The sequence below is a fragment of the Proteus sp. G2300 genome, assembly GCF_009915965.1.
Classification (GTDB): Bacteria; Pseudomonadota; Gammaproteobacteria; order Enterobacterales; family Enterobacteriaceae; genus Proteus; species Proteus vulgaris.
The window spans coordinates 280,110-301,609 of the sequence record NZ_JAABNK010000014.1 but is presented as its reverse complement, the minus strand read 5'-3'; the positions used below and the strand labels follow the sequence as shown (position 1 = coordinate 301,609).

Here is a 21,500-nt window from a genome sequence, read left to right as displayed (position 1 = left end):
TATTTATTATAATCGATTTTTAGCAACTCTATTAGGCGTAAATACTACTCATTTTAATGAAAGAGATTATAAAGAATGCGCTTATCGCTTAAAAATAGGAGGGCAGATAAAGGACAATAGGTATTGAATGTATAGCTAGGATTGATTTAAAAAGGATGGAGTGGAGCGGGCGAAGGGAATCGAACCCTCGTATAGAGCTTGGGAAGCTCTCGTTCTACCATTGAACTACGCCCGCAATTGATTTTACCAATTATACGCCCCCTTAATCGAACAGCAATCCCCTTCTTATTCAAGTGATTATTTTACCATCATAAAAAGTATAATATACGGTTATTAAAAATAAAAAAAGCCACCTTTCTGGTGGCTTTATCAATTAATTGCGATATGTTAATTAAAATAACAACTATTTATTCGGACGCATTGCTGGGAATAAAATCACATCACGGATAGTATGGCTGTCAGTAAATAACATCACCATACGGTCAATACCAATACCTAAACCCGCGGTTGGTGGCAACCCATGTTCTAATGCTGTGATGTAGTCATGGTCAAAGAACATGGCTTCTGCATCACCGGCTTCTTTTTGACGAACTTGATCTTCAAAGCGCTCAGCTTGATCTTGTGCATCATTAAGTTCTGAGAAACCATTACCAATCTCACGACCACCAATAAAGAATTCAAAACGGTCAGTGATAAATGGGTTATCATCATTACGACGAGCTAATGGCGAAACTTCTGCTGGGTATTCAATGATAAACGTCGGCTGAATTAAGTGACTTTCTGCCACTTCTTCAAAAATTTCACATTGAACACGCCCTAAGCCCCAGCTATTCTCAATCTTAATACCAATAGACTGAGCAATGGCAACCGCTTTATCCATATCATCAAGATCAGCCATTACGGTTTCTGGGCGGTATTTACAGATAGCTTCTTTCATGGTTAATTTGGCAAATGGTTTGCCAAAATCAAACTCTTGATCGCCATATTTCACTAATGATGAGCCTAAAACATCTTGAGTTAATGTGCGGAACAACTCTTCAGTTAATTCAATCAGATCACGATAATCCGCATACGCCATATAAAGTTCCATCATAGTGAACTCAGGATTATGGCGTGGTGATACACCTTCGTTACGGAAGTTACGGTTGATTTCAAATACGCGATCAAATCCCCCGACAACTAAACGTTTTAAATATAACTCAGGTGCAATACGTAGATACATATCAATATCTAACGCATTATGGTGTGTAATAAACGGACGCGCACTTGCTCCACCAGGGATAGTTTGCATCATCGGCGTTTCAACTTCCATAAAACCTTTGTTCACCATAAATTGACGTATACCCGCCATGACTTGTGAACGAATTTTGAAAGTTTTACGTGATTCTTCGTTAGAAATGAGATCTAAATAACGCTGACGATAACGCATTTCTTGGTCTGCTAAACCGTGGAATTTATCTGGTAAAGGACGCAACGCTTTTGTCAGTAAACGCACTTCAGTGCAGTGAACACTTAATTCGCCAGTTTTGGTTTTAAAAACGCGACCACGAGCACCTAAGATATCGCCAAGATCCCATTTTTTAAATTGCTCGTTATAAATGCCTTCTGGTAAATCATCACGAGAAACATAAAGCTGAATACGGCCACCCATGTCTTGCAATGTAGCGAAAGATGCCTTGCCCATAATGCGACGAGTCATCATACGACCTGCAATAGAGACTTCCACATTAGCAGTTTCTAACTCTTCTGCACTCATTGCATCATACTTTTGATGTAATTCGTCAGACAGCGCATCTCTGCGGAAATCATTTGGGAATGCGTTACCATTATCACGTAAAGCAGATAATTTTTCGCGACGTGTTTGCAGTTCGTTATTTAAATCAGGTGCCTGCTCCGCACCTTGTTGCTGTTGCGACATGTTTTTCCTCACAGGCCCGCTTTTAAGCTAGCTTCAATAAATTTATCAAGATCACCATCTAATACTGCTTGTGTATTACGTGTTTCCACACCAGTACGTAAATCTTTAATGCGTGAATCATCCAGAACATAAGAACGAATTTGACTACCCCAGCCAATATCGGACTTATTATCTTCCATTACTTGCTTGTCTGCATTTTTCTTCTGCATTTCCAGCTCGTATAATTTCGCTTTCATCTGCTTCATTGCCTGATCTTTGTTCTTATGCTGAGAGCGATCGTTTTGGCATTGAGTGACAAGACCTGTTGGAACGTGGGTAATACGCACCGCAGATTCTGTTTTGTTAACGTGCTGTCCACCCGCACCTGAAGCACGATAAACGTCAATACGTAAATCAGCTGGGTTGATTTCAATATCAATATTGTCATCAACTTCAGGGTAAATAAAGGCAGAGCTAAATGAGGTATGGCGACGACCACCGGAGTCAAATGGACTTTTACGAACTAAGCGATGAACACCTGTTTCTGTACGTAACCAACCATAAGCGTACTCACCAATAATTTTGATAGTCGCTGATTTTAATCCTGCAACATCACCGTCAGATTCTTCAATAATCTCTGTTTTAAAGCCTCTTGACTCAGCCCAACGTAAGTACATACGCATCAGCATACTTGCCCAATCCTGCGCCTCTGTACCCCCTGAGCCTGCTTGTAAATCAAGGTAGCAATCCGCACTGTCATATTCACCAGAGAACATACGACGGAATTCTAATTGCTCAAGCTTTTTATTTAATACATCTAATTCAGCAATGGCTTCGTTAAATGTTTCTTCGTCATCAGCTTCAACCGCTAATTCAAGTAAGCCAGAAACATCTTCTAGTCCTTGATCTAACTGGTCAATTGTTTCTACGATAGCCTCAAGAGATGAACGCTCTTTACCTAATGCTTGTGCCCTTTCTGGCTCATTCCATACATCAGGTTGTTCTAATTCAGCGTTAACTTCTTCTAAACGCTCTTTCTTGGCATCATAGTCAAAGATACCCCCTGAGAACATTTGTTCTTTCAGAGACTTCTTCTATTTGGTGTTTTACTGGATTGATTTCAAACATACTTTTTCGTCTTTATGTTGTTTTCAAAAACAATTGGAATAAATTTTGAACTGCATATTGTAACGGATATATCTGCGGGTTTATAGCATTTATATACAATTGTCTATTCAATCGTTGTTGCCATAACAACGTTGTCCTTTATATCACAATAAATTGCTTAAATGTTCCGTATCAACAAGGCCAAATATGCTCAACAAGCAGTTGCGCATTACGTTGCCCTCGAAACTCATTTACATCTAATCGATAAGCTAATTCAACCGTTTTAATACTGTTATCAGGCCACATATTGATATCAACATTAAAGGCAATTGCATCAATCATAAGATGGCTATTTACTGGCTGAAGCATCATTTTTAAATGCTTACTACCCACAATACGTTGTTGTAGCAGCGTAAACTTACCGTCAAATAAAGGTTCCGGAAATGCCTGTCCCCAAGGCCCTGCTTCTCTTAGCATTTCGGCGATAGGCAATGAAAGTTGATTATCGGTTAGTTCACCATCCGATAAAATTACGCCTTGCAACTGTTCATCTGAAACCAACTCTGCCATTAAAGACGAAAAATGACGTTGAAATAGCGGGAATTTATCTTCTTCAAGTGAAAGTCCTGCCGCCATTGCATGCCCACCAAACTTCACCATCAAACCTGGGTTTAACGTATTTAATCGTTCTAAGGCATCTCGAAGGTGAACACCACTAATTGAACGACCAGAGCCTTTTAACAGACCATCGCCACTAGGTGCAAAAGCAATCACAGGACGATGCAATTTTTCTTTAATGCGAGAAGCTAAAATACCCACAACACCTTGGTGCCACTCAGGATGGTAAATAGCTAAACCATTTGGTAAATCATGTTGAGTGCCCATAAATTGGCGGAAAATGGTTGAGGCTTCTTCTTGCATACCCGCTTCAATTTCACGCCGAGTTTGATTTAAGCCATCAAGTTCATTAGCAATTTCACGCGCAGAACCAATATTATCGGTTAAAAGTAGAGCAACACCAACAGACATATCATCAAGGCGTCCAGCTGCGTTTAAGCGAGGTCCTAAAGAGAAACCTAAGTCACTACTGACTAATTGAGATAACTCTTTACGAGAAACCTCAGTAAGCGCTTTTATCCCCACACAACAGCGCCCCGCTCGAATACGACGTAATCCCTCATAAACAAAAATACGGTTATTCTCATCAAGCGGAACAACATCAGCGACTGTACCCAGTGCAACTAAATCGAGAAAGTCAGCCATATTAGGGCGTACTAAACGTTGTTGCTCAAACCAACCTTGTTTTTCTAATTCAGCTCTTAATGCCGTCATTAAATAAAAAGTAACACCAACGCCAGCTAATGATTTCGATAAGAAATCGCAATCAATCAGATTAGGGTTAATAATCGCATCAGCAGCAGGTAAGGTTTGTCCCGGTAAATGGTGATCTGTTATGAGGACTCGAATACCATATTCATGGGCAGTCTCCACGCCTTCAAAAGAGGAAATACCATTATCAACGGTGATAATCAGTTCAACCCCTTTTTTTGCAACATCATGTACAACTTGAGGGCTTAAACCATAACCATCATCAAAGCGATTGGGAATATGATAACTTACTTGCTTAAACCCCATTTGGCGTAATGCCTTTATAGCCAACGCAGTACTGGTTGCGCCATCGGCATCAAAATCACCAACAATCACAATGCGAGATTGTTGCTTTAAAGCTTCAATGAGCAATGAAATCGCCGTTTCTATTCCAGTTAATGCTTGATAATGAAGTAAGCCTTTTAACGACCGTTCTAGTTGAACTTCAGATGTTATTCCACGGTTAGCATAAATTTGTCGCAATAAGGGATCTAAGTTATCCGGTAATTGAGTTGCCTGCGCAATTCGACGACGCAGTGTCGGTTCAATAGTGACCATAAAACGTAATTACTTCTCTTTTTTATCTAATAATTCAACAAGGTTTTGAGCAGAAATATATCCACCGTAAATACTGGCATTAGGTAATACAATAGCTGGCGTGCCTTGGATCCCCATCATAGTGCCTAATTTAAAGTGTTCATTGATATTGATTTTTGTACATTCATCAATGGGAATAATTTTGTCACCTTTAAATGCACTGTCTAATGATTTATTAGGAAAACCGCTACACCACACGGCGTTCATTTCTTTACTCACAATATTATTGCCAACACCGTTACGAGGAAAGGCTAAATAACGTACCGTTACACCCTGTTTATTCAGTTCAGAAACTTCTTGATGAAGTTTTTGGCAATAAGGGCAACTAATATCAGTAAAAATGGTGATCACATGGCGCTCATTACGCGCTTTATAAACGATCATTTCATTTTTCAGTGAATCGACTTTTTTCATGATAACTTGATTAGCAATACTGACAGGCTCACCACTGCTAATATTATAAATAGGACCTGCTGTTAGATATTTACCATCGTCAGTAATATAAAAAATACCTTTATCTGATAACACGGCATTTAATCCAACAATGGGAGTGGGTTGGATACTTTCTGCTTTAATTTGCATTTTAGCCAGTTGTGCTTCAATAGAAGCATTGTCAGCAAGCACAGGTATTGACACCATGCTTAATAATATTGGCAACCAAAGTAATCTCTTTTTCATTTGAATTCCTATTTAACGCCTACTATGTAGTGGCTATCCCCTTGGATGGTGTTGCTGGTGAAGCACTTTCAAGCGCTCTGTTGCAACATGGGTATAAATCTGTGTTGTAGAGAGGTCACTGTGCCCCAATAACATCTGTACAACACGCAAGTCTGCTCCATGATTTAAAAGATGTGTTGCAAATGCATGGCGCAACACATGGGGTGATAACTTTTCAGTATCAATGCCTGCGATCACCGCATAATGTTTTATCCGATGCCAGAAAGTTTGTCGTGTCATTTTCTGCCCTCTTAAGCTAGGAAAAACGATATCATCTGTTTTCCCTTGCATTAAAGAGGGTCTTCCATATTGCAGATATTGTTCTAACCAGTAAATAGCTTCTTCACCTAAAGGGACTAATCGTTCTTTATCTCCCTTACCAATCACTCGTAATACACCTTGTCGTAAACTGATATCAGAAAGAGATAATCCGACTAATTCAGAAACACGAAGCCCACAGGCATAAAGCACCTCAAGCATCGCTTTATCGCGTAATTCAAGTGGCTCATCAACACAAGGTGCATTAAGTAAATCATCCACTTGCCGTTCGCTTAAATCTTTAGGTAAACGTTTTGGCAGTTTTGGCGTTGAGAGTAATGCACTAGGATCATCTAAGCGTAATTTTTCACGATAAAGATATTGAAATAATCGACGCATCGTACTGAGTAAACGAGCCGCACTACTGGCTTTATAACCTTCATCTAAACGTGTCGCGAGAAAGGATTGTAAATCCAACGTAGTCACTGATACCCAATCCAATTGATGATGTATAAGCCATTGACCTAATGCTTGTAAATCTAAACGATAAGAACTGAGTGTATTGGCTGATAATCCTTGTTCTAACCAAATATTGTCGAGAAATTGCTCAATGATAATATCTGTATCTTCATGAGTCTGCGTTGTTTTTTTTGTCGATAATTTGGTTTGTGACACAGCCTTACTCTCCTGCTCTTTAGTTTATTGCCTTTACATTATGCCTTATAAAACTTTTTTTCTGATACAATAGTGACCTTTATTGGCAAAAATATCCTAAAAATCTTTATGAAAATTGGTCTATTTTACGGTTCTAGCACTTGTTACACCGAAATGGCAGCAGAAAAAATTCGTGATATTCTCGGTGAAGAGTTCGTTGATCTTCATAATGTTCAAGAGTGTGATATCACGCTTATGGAGCAATACGACATTCTTATTTTAGGTATTCCCACTTGGGATTTTGGCGAAATTCAAGAAGACTGGCTCAATATTTGGGATACTTTGCCAACATTAAATTTAAAAAATAAACTTATTGCAATGTATGGAATGGGCGATCAAGTCGATTACAGCGAATGGTTTCTTGATGCACTAGGTATGCTTTACCATCATTTATTACCAAGTGGCGTGAGATTTATTGGATTTTGGCCTGTTGATGGGTATGAGTTTGTTAGTCCAAAACCATTATCAGATGATGGTAATCATTTTGTAGGACTTGCATTAGATGACGTTAATCAATTTGAAGAAACTGATGAGCGTATATCCCAATGGTGTATGCAAATTTTACGTGAAATAGAAGAAAACTTATAAAGATAATGCCCAGAAATTAAATATCTGGGTATTGCATTAATAGTTGTGAAAAATTACGCCATTCATTTTCGCTCATACTATCAAAAGCAACCCATAGCGTGATTTGTTTTTTATTCAAAATAGAAGTCAGGGTTATTCGAGTTCCAAAGCGACTAATCCAAGGGCGTTTTGTTATTTGCCACTCATGAAGCTTCCATTGCACTCGATTGCCGTTTAGTAAAATAAAATCACCTTTGATTCGACTAATATTTTTTTGTGTAAGATACCACCCACCGATCAAAAGCAATAACAAAGGTACCCAAATATAAATAAAATCAGGAGGCCATGGATAAAGCAGTAAGCCTATTTCGAAAGCAACATAAATTGCCGTTGAAAAGAGTTGTGTAAACCATGACACTGTAAGATGCGATTTCCATAATATCACGAGTTATATTAACCCCTGTTTTAGTTTTATATCAATATAAATAATGTTAAAAATAACCTATTTATAATGTAACTTCTTTCTCAACCTTGCAAATGATTTATCTCTATTTTTGATTTAATTTTTTATTACTTTTGGCTATTTTATACTTAATCAAAAAACAATTTAATAATAAATACGTAATATTTATTCTTCTTTAATTGCTGTTTTAATAAAATCAGCATACCTAATTAATTAAATACTCAGAAGATAATAGTGAGAAAAGAACATTTAAATCATCATTTATAGAGATAACACGCATTTCTGTCGCAAATTCGTTCTTTATTTCATCAAATTTTAGAGTTTGATTAATATCATTCATTTTTATATAAAAATATAAACGCCTTTATTAGATAATAAAAGCGTTACTCATAATCAATCAAAATTATTATTAGTCTATCGCTAATCTCATACTTTTTTATTAATATTTATCAACGATCTCTGCCATTCTTGCCCGATTACGCTCTTGAATTAATTTCACCATATAATAGAGCGATTCATCATCGGGGCGACCATGGTTCATTAGCCAGTTAAATAAATCAGGATCTGCACATTCGAGTAAACGAACAAAAAGCGCTTTATCATTATCAGATAACGTATCGTACTCATTTTCGAAAAAAGGCATGATAGAAATATCTAGCTCGCGCATTCCACGACGACATGCCCAGTTAATTCGTGCTTTATTCTCTATATCGATAGTCATACTCTGCTCTTTACATTGTTCAAATCAAGAAACACGACGATTTCTTCCTGCCTTTGATGATAGTCTTATCACAGAATTTTTAACATCAAAATGATCACAGTTTGCAGGGTTCGTCTCATAGATAACATGTTGAACACCTGTTTATTTGTCATTTATCAGATTCATTTTCTGTGCGTTATAAATAATAATGACTTGCATTGTCTTGTGACTCTTTTACCATAACTGATGTATCTGATTAATTTAATCGCTGGTGACATCATGACTCAAAATTCGACTCAAGCTAAACGCCCTCATACGGCAATCAATTTACCGTTAACACTGGTTTCTTTAGATGAATGGTCACTGATAACAGCAACCGGTGCTGATAGTGAAAAATATCTACAAGGCCAATTAACAACCGATATTACAGCACTTCCTGTAACCACACATACGCTATCGGCACACTGTGAAGCAAAAGGAAAAATGTGGAGCACATTACGTTTTTTCCATATGCAAGACGGTTTTGCTTATATTTTGCGTAAGAATGTCGCACAAAAACAACTGACTGAATTAAAGAAATACGCCGTATTTTCAAAAATAACTTTAGCTGAAAATACGCAAGCCGTATTATTAGGATTAGCAGGACAAGGCGCAGCTCAGGCTTTAGCTGACTATTTCCCTAATATTCCTCGCAAAGCGAATGAAGTCATTTATCACGACAATACTTATATTCTTCAATTACCTTTGCCTGCTGAACGTTTTTTAATTGTCACTGACGAAGAAACAGCAAAAAATTTAGCTACAACCTTAAAAGCAGAAACGCGCAATAGTGAACAATGGTTAGCATTAGATATTGAGGCTGGATACCCTATTATTGATACCCCAAATATTGAACAATTCTTACCTCAAGCAACAAACCTACAAGCATTACCACTGAGTATTTGCTTTAAAAAAGGCTGTTATACCGGGCAAGAAATGGTTTCTCGTGCAAAATTCAGAGGTGCCAATAAACGTGCTATGTATCTATTATCAGGCGGTGGCACTGAATTACCCGAAATTGGTGGTAGCATTGAGTGGCAACTAGGTGAAGATAAATGGCGTAAAACAGGCACTGTATTAAGTGCTGTACGTATGGCTGATAATACTATTCTTGCCGAAGTTATTATGAATAACGATATGGAAACGGATAGTGTATTTCGTGTTCAAGGCGATAACACCAGCCGCTTATCCATTAAACCTCTCCCTTACTCTTTAGAAGAAGAGTAACGCTTATTTAAATCAGAATGGATGTTTATGACACAACAACCTAATGGGGCTTTTGGCCCCTTTTCAGAGACGATCAATTTCATTATGGAATTAGATAAACTTAAGCGTGTTTATCGTAAAAATAATGTATTAGACAATAGTCGTTCTGAAAATACAGCAGAACATAGCTGGCATTTTGCCGTTGCCGCTATGAGCTTCCAACCTTATGCGGGCGACATTGATATGGGACGTGCTATTCAATTAGCGTTAGTCCACGATATCGTTGAGATCGATGCTGGTGACGTTATGGTGTATGATGTAGCTGCACGCGAAGCAATCAAAGAACACGAGCAAAAAGCGGCAAGGCGTATTTTTGCGTTATTGCCGTCTCCACAAAGTGAATATTTCCTTAATTTATGGTTGGAATATGATGCAGCTGAAACACCAGAATCTCAGTTTGCTAATATTCTTGATCGCACTATGCCAATGTTGATGAATCTACACAATGAAGGTCAAAGTTGGGTTGAAAATAATATCCGCTTAGAACAAGTGTTGGCACGCAATCTGTTTATTGAAAAACAGTGGCCAGAATTTTGGCAATATCTCTACCCTCAATTATTAGAGGCGCAAAAAAAAGGCTGGCTGAAGTAATTTAGTCAATATTGTATAAAATACTGCACATAAAAAAATACCGAAGGTTAACTTAGCCCTCGGTATTTAAATTTAAGAATATGGCTAGATTAAAGCTTATTCATAGTCACTCACTGGCGCACATGAACAATGTAAATGACGGTCGCCATACACATCATCAAGGCGTTTAACCGCTGGCCAATATTTGCTTTGTTTCGTTGCTTCACTTGGGAATACCGCACATTCACGGCTATAACTATGTGACCACTCTTGCACTAATTCATATTGTGTATGAGGCGCATTAACTAATGGGTTATCGTCAATTGGCCATACGCCGTTATCTACCTGCGCAATTTCAGCACGAATAGAAAGCAGAGCTTCAATAAAGCGATCAATTTCAACTTTACTTTCAGACTCTGTAGGTTCAATCATTAATGTACCCGCAACAGGGAATGACATCGTCGGTGCGTGGAACCCATAGTCAATTAAACGCTTAGCCACATCCATCTCACTAATACCGTAATTCGCTTTTAATGGGCGAATGTCGATAATACATTCATGGGCAACATAGCCATCGGCCCCTGCGTAAAGAATGTCATAATCATCTTTCAAGCGCTGTGCAATATAATTCGCATTTAAGATTGCCACTTGACTTGCTTTTTTAAGCCCTTGCGCACCCATCATACGAATATACATCCAACTAATGGGTAATATTGAAGCACTACCAAACTGGGCCGCAGAAACAGCGCCTTGTGTAGTGACATTCTCCATTTCAACAACAGAATGACCTGGTACAAACGGCGCTAAGTGTGATTTCACACCAATAGGTCCCATACCTGGCCCACCACCACCATGAGGAATACAGAAGGTTTTATGTAAATTTAAGTGAGAGACATCAGAACCAATAAAGCCTGGTGTTGTTATCCCTACTTGCGCATTCATATTGGCGCCATCAAGATAAACTTGTCCACCATATTGATGAATGATTTCACAAACTTCACGAATACCTTCTTCGTAAACACCATGTGTTGATGGGTATGTCACCATTACACAAGAGAGTTCCGCTTGATGTTTTTCTGCTTTAGCTTTTAAATCGGCAATATCGATATTGCCGTTATCATCACAACCAACCACCACCACCGTCATTCCTGCCATATGAGCAGAGGCCGGGTTAGTCCCGTGTGCGGAGCTTGGAATTAAACAGATATGACGAGCATCTTCACCACGACTTTGGTGATAACGACGGATAGCTAACAGCCCAGCGTATTCACCTTGGGCACCTGAGTTTGGTTGCATACACATCTCATCATAACCCGTTAATGCAGCAAGCCAACTGGATAGTTGCCCAATCATCACTTGATAACCTTTCGCTTGATAGGCTGGGCAGAATGGATGTAACTCTGTAAATTCAGGCCATGTAATTGGGATCATTTCAGCGGCAGCATTAAGTTTCATGGTACATGAACCTAATGGGATCATCGCTTGATTTAAGGCTAAATCTTTATTTTCTAAACGATGCATATAACGCATCATTTCTGTTTCACTGTGATATTGATGAAAATTTTCATGTGTTAGCACAGTGTCTTTACGTAACATTGATACGGGAATAGATGTTGATGATGAAGCGATTTGTTTATCGAGTGCATTAATATCACCCACTAATGCTTTACCACTGATGATCTCAATAAGCTTTAATACGTCTTCACGCGTTGTGATCTCACTTAATGTGATACCAACCGCGCCCACAATATCAGTACGTAAGTTAATTTCAGCATCTTTAGCACGTTGTAAAACTGTTGCTTTATCTGCTGTTTCAACCGTTAAGGTATCAAACCAAGTTTGATGACGTAATGCCATACCATTTTGCTTTAAACCGACCGCTAAAATATCTGTTAAACGATGGATTCGTTGAGCGATGGTTTTTAACCCTTCAGGCCCATGGTAAACCGCATACATAGCAGCAATATTGGCAAGTAAAACTTGAGATGTACAAATATTAGAGTTAGCTTTTTCACGTCGAATATGTTGTTCACGCGTTTGCATTGCCATACGTAATGCACGATTACCCGCTGCGTCACGAGACACTCCAATGATGCGACCTGGCATTGCGCGTTTATATTCATCACGACAAGCAAAGAATGCCGCATGAGGGCCACCATATCCCATCGGTACACCAAAACGTTGTGCTGAACCTAATACAATATCAGCACCCTGATGACCCGGCGCTGTTAATACTACCAGCGCCATTAAATCGGCAGCAACACTAGTAATGATTTTGCGCTCTTTCAGTGCAACCAATAACTTACTGTAATCATGAACTTCACCTGTTGTGCCAACTTGTTGTAATAGCACACCAAAAACACCTTCAAGCTCTAATACTTTTTCTGCTTTATCAACGATCACTTCAAAACCAAAAGTATCGGCGCGTGTTTTTACTACATCTAAGGTTTGGGGATGAATATCATCAGCGACAAAGAAACGATCTGCGTTTTTTAGTTTGCTTACACGTTTTGCCATCGCCATTGCTTCAGCTGCAGCTGTTGCTTCATCGAGTAACGATGCAGAAGCAAGATCCATTCCCGTATAATCAATAGTGACTTGTTGGAAATTCAGCAGTGATTCAAGGCGACCTTGAGACACTTCTGGCTGATACGGTGTATAAGCGGTATACCAACCCGGATTTTCTAATAAATTACGCAAAATCACCGGAGGTAATACAGAAGGCGCATACCCCATACCAATATAAGAGGTAAAACGCTTATTTTGGCTGGCTATGGCTTTTAGTTCAGCCAAAGCTTCTTGCTCTGTTGCTCCTTCCCCCACATTGGGTGGAGTATCTAGTTGAATATTATCCGGAACAATTTTTTGGGTTAATTCATTTAATGAGGAGACGCCAACAGCACTGAGCATCTCTTTAATCTGTTCTGGTGATGAACCAATATGGCGACGAATAAATTCATCACGATACTCTAACTGATTTAAAGTCTGTGTCATTGCAAGTAATTTCCTGAATTCACGATGAATGGATAGGTAATAGCCACGGCTTAAAAAACGTAGTAATAGCAATAGATAACAAGCTAACAAATAAAAACGCCCCGGCATGGTTTGACGGGGCGCTCGTTTTACTCTTCGCTATCTACCAATTCTTGATAACCAGCAGCATCAAGTAGGCCATCTAATTCGCTTTCATTATTTGCTTTTATGCGAAATAGCCAACCCTCTCCGTAAGGTGCGCTGTTTACCAGCTCTGGGGACCCCTCTAATTCTTCATTTACTGCGATAATCTCACCCGATAATGGTGCATAAATATCTGATGCTGCTTTTACAGATTCAGCAACCGCACAATCATCACCAGCGGTCACTTCTCGACCCACATCAGGCAAATCAACAAACACCATATCACCTAACAGTTCTTGTGCATGTTCAGTAATACCAATTGTGTATTCACCATTACCTTCAGAACGGATCCACTCATGAGACTGCGCGTATTTTAATTCACTTGGTATTTGACTCATTGACCTTACTCTCCATTTAAAATAATTGTGCGTGTTATACCAATGCTTTACCTGAACGAACGAATCCAGGTTTAACCACTTCTACTGGCATTTCACGATTACGCATTAATACAATTGCGCTATCTTTAATACCTGCGGGAACTCTTGCTAATGCAATACTAAAGCCTAATGTGGGCGAAAAAGTACCACTTGTAATCACACCTTCTCTTAATTCACCCAAATCATCAGTAAAGTGTACGGCAGTACCTGCACGTAGCACACCTTTCTCTCGCATAACAAGGCCAACAAGTTTATCTGTGCCTGTTGCGCGTAATTTTTCTAATGCTTCTCGACCAATAAATTGACGATCTTCAGGTGCCCATGCAATCGTCCATCCCATATTTGCCTCAAGCGGATTAATGGTTTCATCCATCTCTTGGCTGTAAAGATTCATTCCAGCCTCTAGGCGTAATGTATCTCTTGCACCTAACCCGGCAGGTTTAACCCCCACCGCTAATAATTTTTTCCAGAAATCGACCGCTTGCTCTTTTGGCATCGCAATTTCATAGCCCGCTTCACCAGTATAACCAGTCGTTGCGATAAACAAGTCATCAAGCTCTATGCCATAAAAAGGTTTCATAGCAGAAACAACTTGGCGTTGCTGTTGAGTTAATAGACTTTGAACCTTTTCTTGTGCATGAGGGCCTTGAACAGCGATTAATGCCAAGTCATCGCGAACAGTAATATCAACCACGTAATCTGAAGCATGTTGCTCAATCCATGCCAGATCTTTTTCACGAGTCGCGGAATTCACCACAAGGCGATAAAAAGAGTCATCAAAGTAATAGACGATAAGGTCATCAATTACACCACCTGACGCATTAAGCATACCGGTATAAAGCGCCTTACCTTTTTCGGTGAGTTTAGCGATATCATTCGCTAATAAATAACGTAGAAAATCTTTAACTTGTGAGCCATGTAAGTCAACAATGGTCATATGAGAAACATCAAACATACCAGCATCACGACGTACAATATGATGTTCATCTATTTGAGAGCCATAATGCAACGGCATCATCCAACCATGAAAATCGACCATACGAGCACCGCAGGCTACGTGCTCATCATACAACGGAGTCTGTTTTGCCATTCTTCCCTCTTTCTACTTTTACTTTAGATTATTCAGAGAACGCAATTTGTTAAATATAAAATTAAACTTGATTCAAAATCAGCGTGTTAATCACGAGCTTAAGTTTATTTTTAAACATGGATTTAACAAATACGAGCAATTAACGTACAACGCAAACGATACCATCCCCTTGAACTTAGCATTGTGAGAAAAAATAAACCATAAGTTAAAATAGGGTATTGTGTCTCTCAATCATAATAGAGAGATATGAGTATGCAGAACTAATGATTGCAATTATGCGTATCAGCGCTCATTTTTAACGAGTAATTGCTGTAAAAAAGGGATTAGTACAAAGAATAGACTGAAAAAATAGATTTTTTTAGTTCTATTTCTTCAGTCAGATATAAATAAAAGTAATGTGAAATAAGAGAGGAATTAGATTTTTTCAACTGAAGCGAAATTTTTATCACTTAGCCATTCGGGTAAATCAGAAAGCCCCATTGCTTGTTCGAGTAACTTCGGTTTTACGCCCGGTAAACTATCCGCTAACGAAAGGCCAATGTCGCGAACCCATTTTTTGACAGGATTGTTGCCTGCAAAAAGTTCGCGAAATCCTTGCATACTAGCCAACATTATCGCAGCCGCATGTTTGCGACGACGCTCAAATCGTCTCAAATAGAGATACTCACCAAAATCTTTCCCTTCTGCTTTTAAGCGTCTTATTTCACCGATAAGTTCAGCGACATCCATAAAACCTAGATTGACACCTTGCCCAGCTAAAGGATGAATTGTATGTGCAGCATCACCTAATAACGCTAAACGAGGGGCGGCAAATTGACGCGCATAACGACCAATTAGCGGTATTGTCATACGATCACTGAGTAATTCACATTGGCCTAAACGCATATCAAAGGTTACACCTAATGTACGCTCAAATAAGGTTTTATCTGCATTTTTGTAGCTTTCGGCAAGGTGGCTTGGTAAAGACCAAACAATAGAGCAAGTATGAGGATCAGAAAGAGGTAGAAATGCCAAAATACCCTCACCATGAAAGACTTGGCGAGCAACATTATCGTGGGGTTGTTCAGTACGAATAGTGGCGACTAATGCATGATGTTCATAGTCCCAAAAAGTCAGCGGAATATCAGCATGTTTGCGTAACCATGAATTTGCGCCATCAGCGCCTACGACCAATCTCGCTGTTAACATTTCACCATCACTAAGTGTAATAAATGCATCATTTTCCCCCCAAACAACACGTTCAATTTGTGTCGATGAATAGAAGGTAATATCACTGTGGCTTTCGCATTTTTGCCACAATACCTCTCGAATAAGGTTATTTTCGATGATAGAGCCTAAATGGCTGAATCCTTCTTTTTGTGCTGAAAATTCAATTCGACCAAAACTATCTTGATCCCAGACTTCCATACCTTGGTAAGGCGTTGCTCGTAAAGCAATTAGATTTTCCCAAACACCTAATTTTTTCAGCAACATTTCACTGGCAGTATTAATAGCGGATACCCGTAATGAAAAATCATCTTGCGGGTGAAAATGTTTTGTTACTGGGTGATTTTCTATTATCGCTATACGTAATCCACACCCGTGTAATCCGCTGGCTAATGCAAGCCCAACCATTCCACCACCAGCAATAACAACATCAAATGATTTCATAATAAAATATCCTAAAAAGCGATTATTTTAGAGCGTGCTGTTCTTTTCTGCTTATTTTTACAACAAAAAAAATTTATAAAGCAAACTATTTACTATTTTAGGTATTGATTGATATTAACAATGACCACTTAAAATAAAAATAGGCATTAAAAACAGCTGTATAGGTCCGATTTAAAATTGACTACCAAAGATCAACACGCTCTAGTCTGTCCAGCCCAGTGTTTGATGCGCCAATTTATTTCTCATCATTGGGAGCAATTCCATCGTCATTAACCCTAAGTTGCGAGAAACAACCAGTGGCACACAACGATTAGCAAACACTTTCACCAATCCATCTGTAATGGAAATGGTTTTTTCTCTATCTTGTTGGCGAAGTTGCTGATATTGAGAGAGCACTCGATAACTACCAATATCTTTATCGGTATTAATCGCTTGAGTAATCGTATTTGCCAACGTCATCACATCGCGTAAACCGAGGTTAAAACCTTGTCCTGCAATAGGATGGAGTGTTTGTGATGCATTGCCCACTAAGGCTAAACGATGGCTAATAATTTGGTTGGCTTTTTGCAGTGCTAAAGGATAGCAATTTCGTTTACCGATATGCTCTATTTTTCCTAACCGCCAGCCAAAATCACGCTGTAAATGTGCAATGGTCGTTTCATCATTCCACTGTGAAATTTCATCCCATTTATCAATGGGGTGACACCACACTAATGAACTACGCCCTTCACTCATCGGTAACATTGCTAATGGGCCAAACTCCGTAAAACGCTCAAAGGCTTTTCCCTCTGGGTCTATTTCTGTTTTGACATTAGCAATCACGGCAACTTGATGATAAGGCTCACGTTGCCATTGAATATGGCATTGATGACCAATTGGCGAGTTAGTACCGTCCGCAGCAATCAGTAAATTCCCCGTTAATTGCATACCATTATCAAGTGTAACCTCAACGCAGTCTATATTACGTTGAACGTGTTCAACTTTAGTGGGGCAATAAAGCGTGATATTAGATTGTTTTTTTAATTTAGCAAAAAGTTGCCTTCCAGCGTCATGCAACTCAATCACATAACCCAGTGCGGATATATCATAGTCTTGTGCATAAATATTAACAAAACCACTGTGGCCTCTATCTGAGACATGAACATGATTAATGGGAGTAACAAAAGGTTTTAATATTGACCAAAGCCCAATCTGTGATAAACGCTTTGCTGTTCCATGGGCTAATGCAATCGCTCTTGCATCAAATCCAGGATGCCCATGATCAGGCTCTCTTGCTTCAATTAACGAAATTGAAATATTGCCTTTGTTTAATGCAGAAAGTGCCAGTGCTAATGTTGCACCCGCCATTCCACCACCCACAATAATCACATTCATGCTGATTTTAGCCTTAAATTTTTCCTGCCATCAGAGCTTCAATTTCATCAGGATCTTTGACGACAGATGCCGTTAAGTTTTCGTTACCAGTTTCCGTAATCACAATGTCATCTTCAATACGAATACCAATACCACGATACTCTTGTGGCACATCGGCATCTGGCGCGATATACAGTCCTGGTTCGATAGTCAGTACCATGCCTGGTTCTAAAATGCGGTCACGGTCTGCGCCATAATGTCCAACATCATGAACATCCAGGCCTAACCAGTGGCTTAGGCTATGCATAAAGAAACGCTGATAGGCTTTTGTTTCAATAAGATGTTCGATTTCACCGTGCATAATGCCCAGTTTAACCAGTCCTTCGACCATGATATACACGACATGCTCAGTGACTTCTTTGATGCTTGTCCCCGGTTTATACAATTCCAAAGACACATTGATAGATTTTAAGACAATGTCATAAATTTCACGTTGTTGACGGCTAAATTTCCCATTCACAGGAAAAGTTCGGGTGATATCACCTGCATAACCTTCATATTCACATCCTGCATCAATGAGTACTAAATCCCCATCGCGCATTTTGGTTTCATTTTCGGTATAGTGCAAAATACAACCATTTTCACCACTACCTACAATACTGTTATACGAAGGGAAACGGGCACCATGAGAAACAAATTCATGCTCAATTTCACCTTGAAGTTGATATTCATACATACCCGGCTGACATTTTTGCATCGCACGTGTATGTGCTAATGCTGTAATTTTCCCTGCTTTACGCAATAATTCAAGTTCAAAGTCAGATTTAAACAAACGTTGTTCATGAACAAGAGGACGCCAATCAATAATAGTTTGAGGTGCTTTTAAATTCCGACGAGAGCCTTTTCTTAACGTTTCTAATGCATTAAAAACGATTTCATCAGCAAATGTATATTCGCCCTGAGCATGATAAACAACATCTAACCCGTTTAATAATTGGTAAAGTTGCTCACCAACATCTTCATAAGGAAGAGCCTTATCAACACCTAGTTTTTCAGGTGCAGCTTCTTGTCCAAGTCGACGGCCAAACCAGATTTCAGCCGTTAAATCTCTTACGCGATTAAAGAGCACACTATGATTATGTGTTTCATCACTTTTAATCAGCACGAGAAGCGCTTCAGGCTCACTAAAACCGGTTAGATAAAGGAAATCACTATGCTGGCGATAAGGATACTCACTATCAGCATTACGTTGCGCTGGTGGTGCAGCAAAAAAGATAGCTGCACTCGCAGGCTTCATTTGTGCTAATAATGCCTGACGACGGGATAAAAATTCTTGCTTATTCATACCCACTCCTGTCTTTCGTTTATCTTTATGATTGTCTAATGAATAATGTCATTAATGTAGTATACGTTGCTCATTTTGTTCATTACTTCCTTTGTCTTTTGGTGCGACAAAAGTGATATAACAAAGTTGAACAGACACTTTTACATATTCGCTGACTTCTTCAAGCGCATCTTCTAGTTCTTCTTGGTTTTCATCTTCTTCATAACCTAGCGCACCAATATTACGCAAATCGGTGATAACTTCAGTCAACTCTTTATGCTCAGATAGCTTAGGTTGTGCAACACCCAAACCTAAAAGAAAATGATTCACCCATCCAGCAAGGGCATCTGCTCTTGAAAAAACGGATTCAGATTCGTCAGGGACTAACAATGAAAAGTTAAATACACTGTCATCAAGTTGTTCGTAAGTAATGTGATAAAGCGCTTCAAGAGGGTCTGATAACGTTTTAGGGAAAGCTAAACCTTCATTCGTTAAATCATGTAGTAAGGTTTTCCAACTGCTATCACGCACAGCACCGCAAATAAACCCTGTAATCAATCCATGCATTTCGGCTGCCGTTAAAGGCACAGTATGTTGCTGTAATAAGACATCAATAGATTGATAATTCGGTAATGTGTTTTGTTTTGACATAAGAATAAACGTCGCATTTAGGGGAATAGTTCAAGATATGCTACCATCAATAGAAGTCGCTGTACCAGTTAAGCCATGTTAATCATTGGAATTTTTGTAGTAATAGCGTTTAATACAGCGTTATAACCGTATACACTACTCAACACGTAGCACAGATTTTATGTCAGGAAGGAATCATGTCCGCACAACCCGTTGAACTTCAAATTTTTGGGCGATCATTACGTGTCAATTGCCCACCAGAACAAAAAGATGCTTTACTGGCTTCTGCTGCTGAACTTGAACAACGATTACAAGATCTCAAAGAACGCAGTGGTGTTTCCAATACAGAGCACTTAATTTTTATCGTGGCATTAAATATGAGTCATGAGTTGGCAGAAGAAAAGTTAAAAACCAGAGACTATGCCTACAACATGGAAGAGAAGATAAAAATGCTACAACAATCTATTGAACAAGCTTTACACGATCAAGGCAAGCACCATGATCGCACTTTTTCAACTGCGAAGTAGATTTGTTCAGAAAGCATGCGTACGCCACGAAATTCACAGATAATAGGTTGCTTTCTACAATTAAAATAATACAATAGTTCATAGATAAGGTGCTTAACAGCATCCACCAAATTTCTCTGAGATGTTTGCCAGTGGGCCAGTCCCCTGAGCCGATATTCGAAACACATAGAATGTGGTGATCTGTTACTTGTGAGCATACCTGATTCGTTCAGGCAGCCTAATGGTAACAACACTATGTTCACCTTGGACCATGGGTTCAAGGGTTACAGCCTACGGCGGCATCTTGGAGACCTCTACTAAAGTTCTAAATGCTAGGTATTTTATAAATACTTAATGTTTAGAACTTTTTTTATGCCTCTTCGTCCTCAGTTCTTCAACTTTATCACTTTTTTACCTCTAAAGTGTGATAAATTGATTAGAATGATATTATTCAGTTAATACCAACCGAGTTTTGATGGATTGATGAATGCCCCATACTTCACTATTTCAGCAAAGAGATGAAATACGTAAAACGATTCGCCAAAAACGACGTTTACTCACATCACAACAGCAACAGCAAGCTGCGCATCAATTATGTGAACGCGTCCTTAGTCATCCTAAAATCCAACAAGCACATACCCTTGCTTTATTTCTCTCTTTTGACGGTGAAATTGATACATCATATTTAATTTCACAATTATGGGCATTGGAGAAACAGATTTGTTTGCCCGTATTACACCCTTTTCATCGCTACCACCTTCTCTTTTTGCGTTATACACCAACCACAGTTTTAGTAAAAAATCGCTTTGCTATTTCTGAGCCACCTTTAAATGTCAACGCGGTTATTCCTCCCTCTGAGATTGATATTATTTTTACACCGCTAGTGGCTTTTGATGCTCAAGGCCAACGATTAGGTATGGGAGGCGGTTTTTACGATAGAACGTTAGAAAACTGGCAACAAAAATCATTTTATCCAATAGGGCTTGCCCATACTTGCCAGCAAGTTGAACATCTGCCTATCGCAAATTGGGATGTCCCATTACCTGAAATCATTACCCCAGAAAAAATATGGCACTTTTAATATTCTGAACAACCCGCCTTAAATATCGAATAATTATCTGTGTTTTTTT

The 21,500-nt window shown here is 39.0% G+C and carries 19 protein-coding genes, 1 tRNA gene and 1 other RNA gene; 6 read left to right on the top strand and 15 right to left on the bottom strand.

Annotated features, from left to right (window positions below; translation table 11 throughout):
- Positions 1 to 161: 161 nt before the first annotated feature.
- From GWI97_RS09085 to xerD, 6 genes are all read right to left on the bottom strand, one after another.
- A tRNA-Gly gene (locus GWI97_RS09085) sits at positions 162 to 235 on the bottom strand.
- 168 nt (positions 236 to 403) lie between these two features.
- Positions 404 to 1,918: a lysine--tRNA ligase gene (lysS, locus tag GWI97_RS09080; protein ID WP_036934900.1), complete on the bottom strand. Its 1,515-nt coding sequence runs from the start codon at positions 1,916 to 1,918 to the stop codon at positions 404 to 406.
- An 8-nt stretch (positions 1,919 to 1,926) separates the two neighbouring features.
- Positions 1,927 to 3,025, bottom strand: a protein-coding gene (prfB, locus tag GWI97_RS09075; RefSeq protein WP_099074846.1) for a peptide chain release factor 2 whose coding sequence is annotated in 2 segments (ribosomal slippage) — positions 1,927 to 2,949 and positions 2,951 to 3,025 — 1,098 coding nt in all. Because the reading frame shifts where the segments join, the coding sequence is not laid out codon by codon here.
- A gap of 171 nt (positions 3,026 to 3,196) precedes the next feature.
- A complete protein-coding gene (gene recJ, locus GWI97_RS09070; RefSeq protein WP_087803219.1) occupies positions 3,197 to 4,930 on the bottom strand; it encodes a single-stranded-DNA-specific exonuclease RecJ in 1,734 nt (577 codons plus the stop codon).
- A gap of 9 nt (positions 4,931 to 4,939) precedes the next feature.
- Positions 4,940 to 5,647 carry a bifunctional protein-disulfide isomerase/oxidoreductase DsbC gene (gene dsbC / locus GWI97_RS09065; RefSeq protein ID WP_036934902.1) on the bottom strand — a complete coding sequence of 236 codons (708 nt, stop codon included), beginning with the start codon at positions 5,645 to 5,647 and terminating at the stop codon, positions 4,940 to 4,942.
- 33 nt (positions 5,648 to 5,680) lie between these two features.
- Entirely contained in the window at positions 5,681 to 6,619 is a 939-nt protein-coding gene (xerD, locus tag GWI97_RS09060) for a site-specific tyrosine recombinase XerD (RefSeq protein WP_036934903.1), read from the bottom strand.
- Between the two features lie 108 nt (positions 6,620 to 6,727).
- Here xerD and fldB point away from each other — a divergent pair, with 108 nt between their 5' ends.
- A complete protein-coding gene (gene fldB / locus GWI97_RS09055) occupies positions 6,728 to 7,246 on the top strand; it encodes a flavodoxin FldB (protein WP_103004982.1) in 519 nt (172 codons plus the stop codon).
- Between the two features lie 16 nt (positions 7,247 to 7,262).
- Here fldB and GWI97_RS09050 read toward each other — a convergent pair whose 3' ends face one another.
- Together GWI97_RS09050 and sdhE are read right to left on the bottom strand one after the other, a co-directional pair.
- Entirely contained in the window at positions 7,263 to 7,670 is a 408-nt protein-coding gene (locus tag GWI97_RS09050) for a protein YgfX (protein WP_036934905.1), read from the bottom strand.
- Positions 7,671 to 8,127: 457 nt separating this feature from the next.
- Positions 8,128 to 8,403, bottom strand: a complete 276-nt coding sequence (gene sdhE, locus GWI97_RS09045) for an FAD assembly factor SdhE (RefSeq protein ID WP_036938885.1) — start codon at positions 8,401 to 8,403, stop codon at positions 8,128 to 8,130.
- Positions 8,404 to 8,667: 264 nt separating this feature from the next.
- On the opposite strand from sdhE, the gene ygfZ reads away from it, so the two are divergent.
- Both ygfZ and GWI97_RS09035 read left to right on the top strand, forming a co-directional pair.
- Positions 8,668 to 9,654, top strand: coding sequence for a tRNA-modifying protein YgfZ (ygfZ, locus tag GWI97_RS09040; protein ID WP_036934908.1), 987 nt, complete (start codon positions 8,668 to 8,670; stop codon positions 9,652 to 9,654).
- Positions 9,655 to 9,681: 27 nt separating this feature from the next.
- Positions 9,682 to 10,284 (top strand): HD domain-containing protein, encoded by a 603-nt coding sequence (locus tag GWI97_RS09035; protein ID WP_036934909.1) that lies wholly within the window; start codon positions 9,682 to 9,684, stop codon positions 10,282 to 10,284.
- A gap of 96 nt (positions 10,285 to 10,380) precedes the next feature.
- Here GWI97_RS09035 and gcvP read toward each other — a convergent pair whose 3' ends face one another.
- The 7 genes from gcvP to GWI97_RS09000 all read right to left on the bottom strand — a co-directional run bounded on the left by gcvP (position 10,381) and on the right by GWI97_RS09000 (position 19,885).
- Positions 10,381 to 13,257 carry an aminomethyl-transferring glycine dehydrogenase gene (gene gcvP, locus GWI97_RS09030; protein ID WP_036934910.1) on the bottom strand — a complete coding sequence of 959 codons (2,877 nt, stop codon included), beginning with the start codon at positions 13,255 to 13,257 and terminating at the stop codon, positions 10,381 to 10,383.
- Between the two features lie 128 nt (positions 13,258 to 13,385).
- Entirely contained in the window at positions 13,386 to 13,778 is a 393-nt protein-coding gene (gene gcvH, locus GWI97_RS09025) for a glycine cleavage system protein GcvH (protein ID WP_036934911.1), read from the bottom strand.
- Between the two features lie 34 nt (positions 13,779 to 13,812).
- Positions 13,813 to 14,907: a glycine cleavage system aminomethyltransferase GcvT gene (gene gcvT, locus GWI97_RS09020; protein WP_036934912.1), complete on the bottom strand. Its 1,095-nt coding sequence runs from the start codon at positions 14,905 to 14,907 to the stop codon at positions 13,813 to 13,815.
- A 414-nt stretch (positions 14,908 to 15,321) separates the two neighbouring features.
- On the bottom strand, positions 15,322 to 16,557 hold the full coding sequence (gene ubiI, locus GWI97_RS09015; protein WP_087803217.1) for an FAD-dependent 2-octaprenylphenol hydroxylase: 1,236 nt from the start codon (positions 16,555 to 16,557) through the stop codon (positions 15,322 to 15,324).
- A gap of 201 nt (positions 16,558 to 16,758) precedes the next feature.
- The gene (ubiH, locus tag GWI97_RS09010; RefSeq protein WP_036934914.1) at positions 16,759 to 17,931 is read right to left on the bottom strand and encodes a 2-octaprenyl-6-methoxyphenyl hydroxylase; all 1,173 of its coding nucleotides are present in this window, start codon (positions 17,929 to 17,931) and stop codon (positions 16,759 to 16,761) included.
- A 13-nt stretch (positions 17,932 to 17,944) separates the two neighbouring features.
- Entirely contained in the window at positions 17,945 to 19,255 is a 1,311-nt protein-coding gene (pepP, locus tag GWI97_RS09005) for a Xaa-Pro aminopeptidase (RefSeq protein ID WP_123822344.1), read from the bottom strand.
- 51 nt (positions 19,256 to 19,306) lie between these two features.
- Positions 19,307 to 19,885: a YecA/YgfB family protein gene (locus GWI97_RS09000; RefSeq protein ID WP_036934917.1), complete on the bottom strand. Its 579-nt coding sequence runs from the start codon at positions 19,883 to 19,885 to the stop codon at positions 19,307 to 19,309.
- 176 nt (positions 19,886 to 20,061) lie between these two features.
- Here GWI97_RS09000 and zapA point away from each other — a divergent pair, with 176 nt between their 5' ends.
- From zapA to GWI97_RS08985, 3 genes are all read left to right on the top strand, one after another.
- Positions 20,062 to 20,391: a cell division protein ZapA gene (gene zapA / locus GWI97_RS08995; protein WP_036934918.1), complete on the top strand. Its 330-nt coding sequence runs from the start codon at positions 20,062 to 20,064 to the stop codon at positions 20,389 to 20,391.
- A gap of 110 nt (positions 20,392 to 20,501) precedes the next feature.
- A non-coding RNA gene (gene ssrS, locus GWI97_RS08990) (6S RNA) lies at positions 20,502 to 20,685 on the top strand.
- Positions 20,686 to 20,857: 172 nt separating this feature from the next.
- The gene (locus GWI97_RS08985; protein WP_036934920.1) at positions 20,858 to 21,451 is read left to right on the top strand and encodes a 5-formyltetrahydrofolate cyclo-ligase; all 594 of its coding nucleotides are present in this window, start codon (positions 20,858 to 20,860) and stop codon (positions 21,449 to 21,451) included.
- Positions 21,452 to 21,500: the final 49 nt, after the last annotated feature.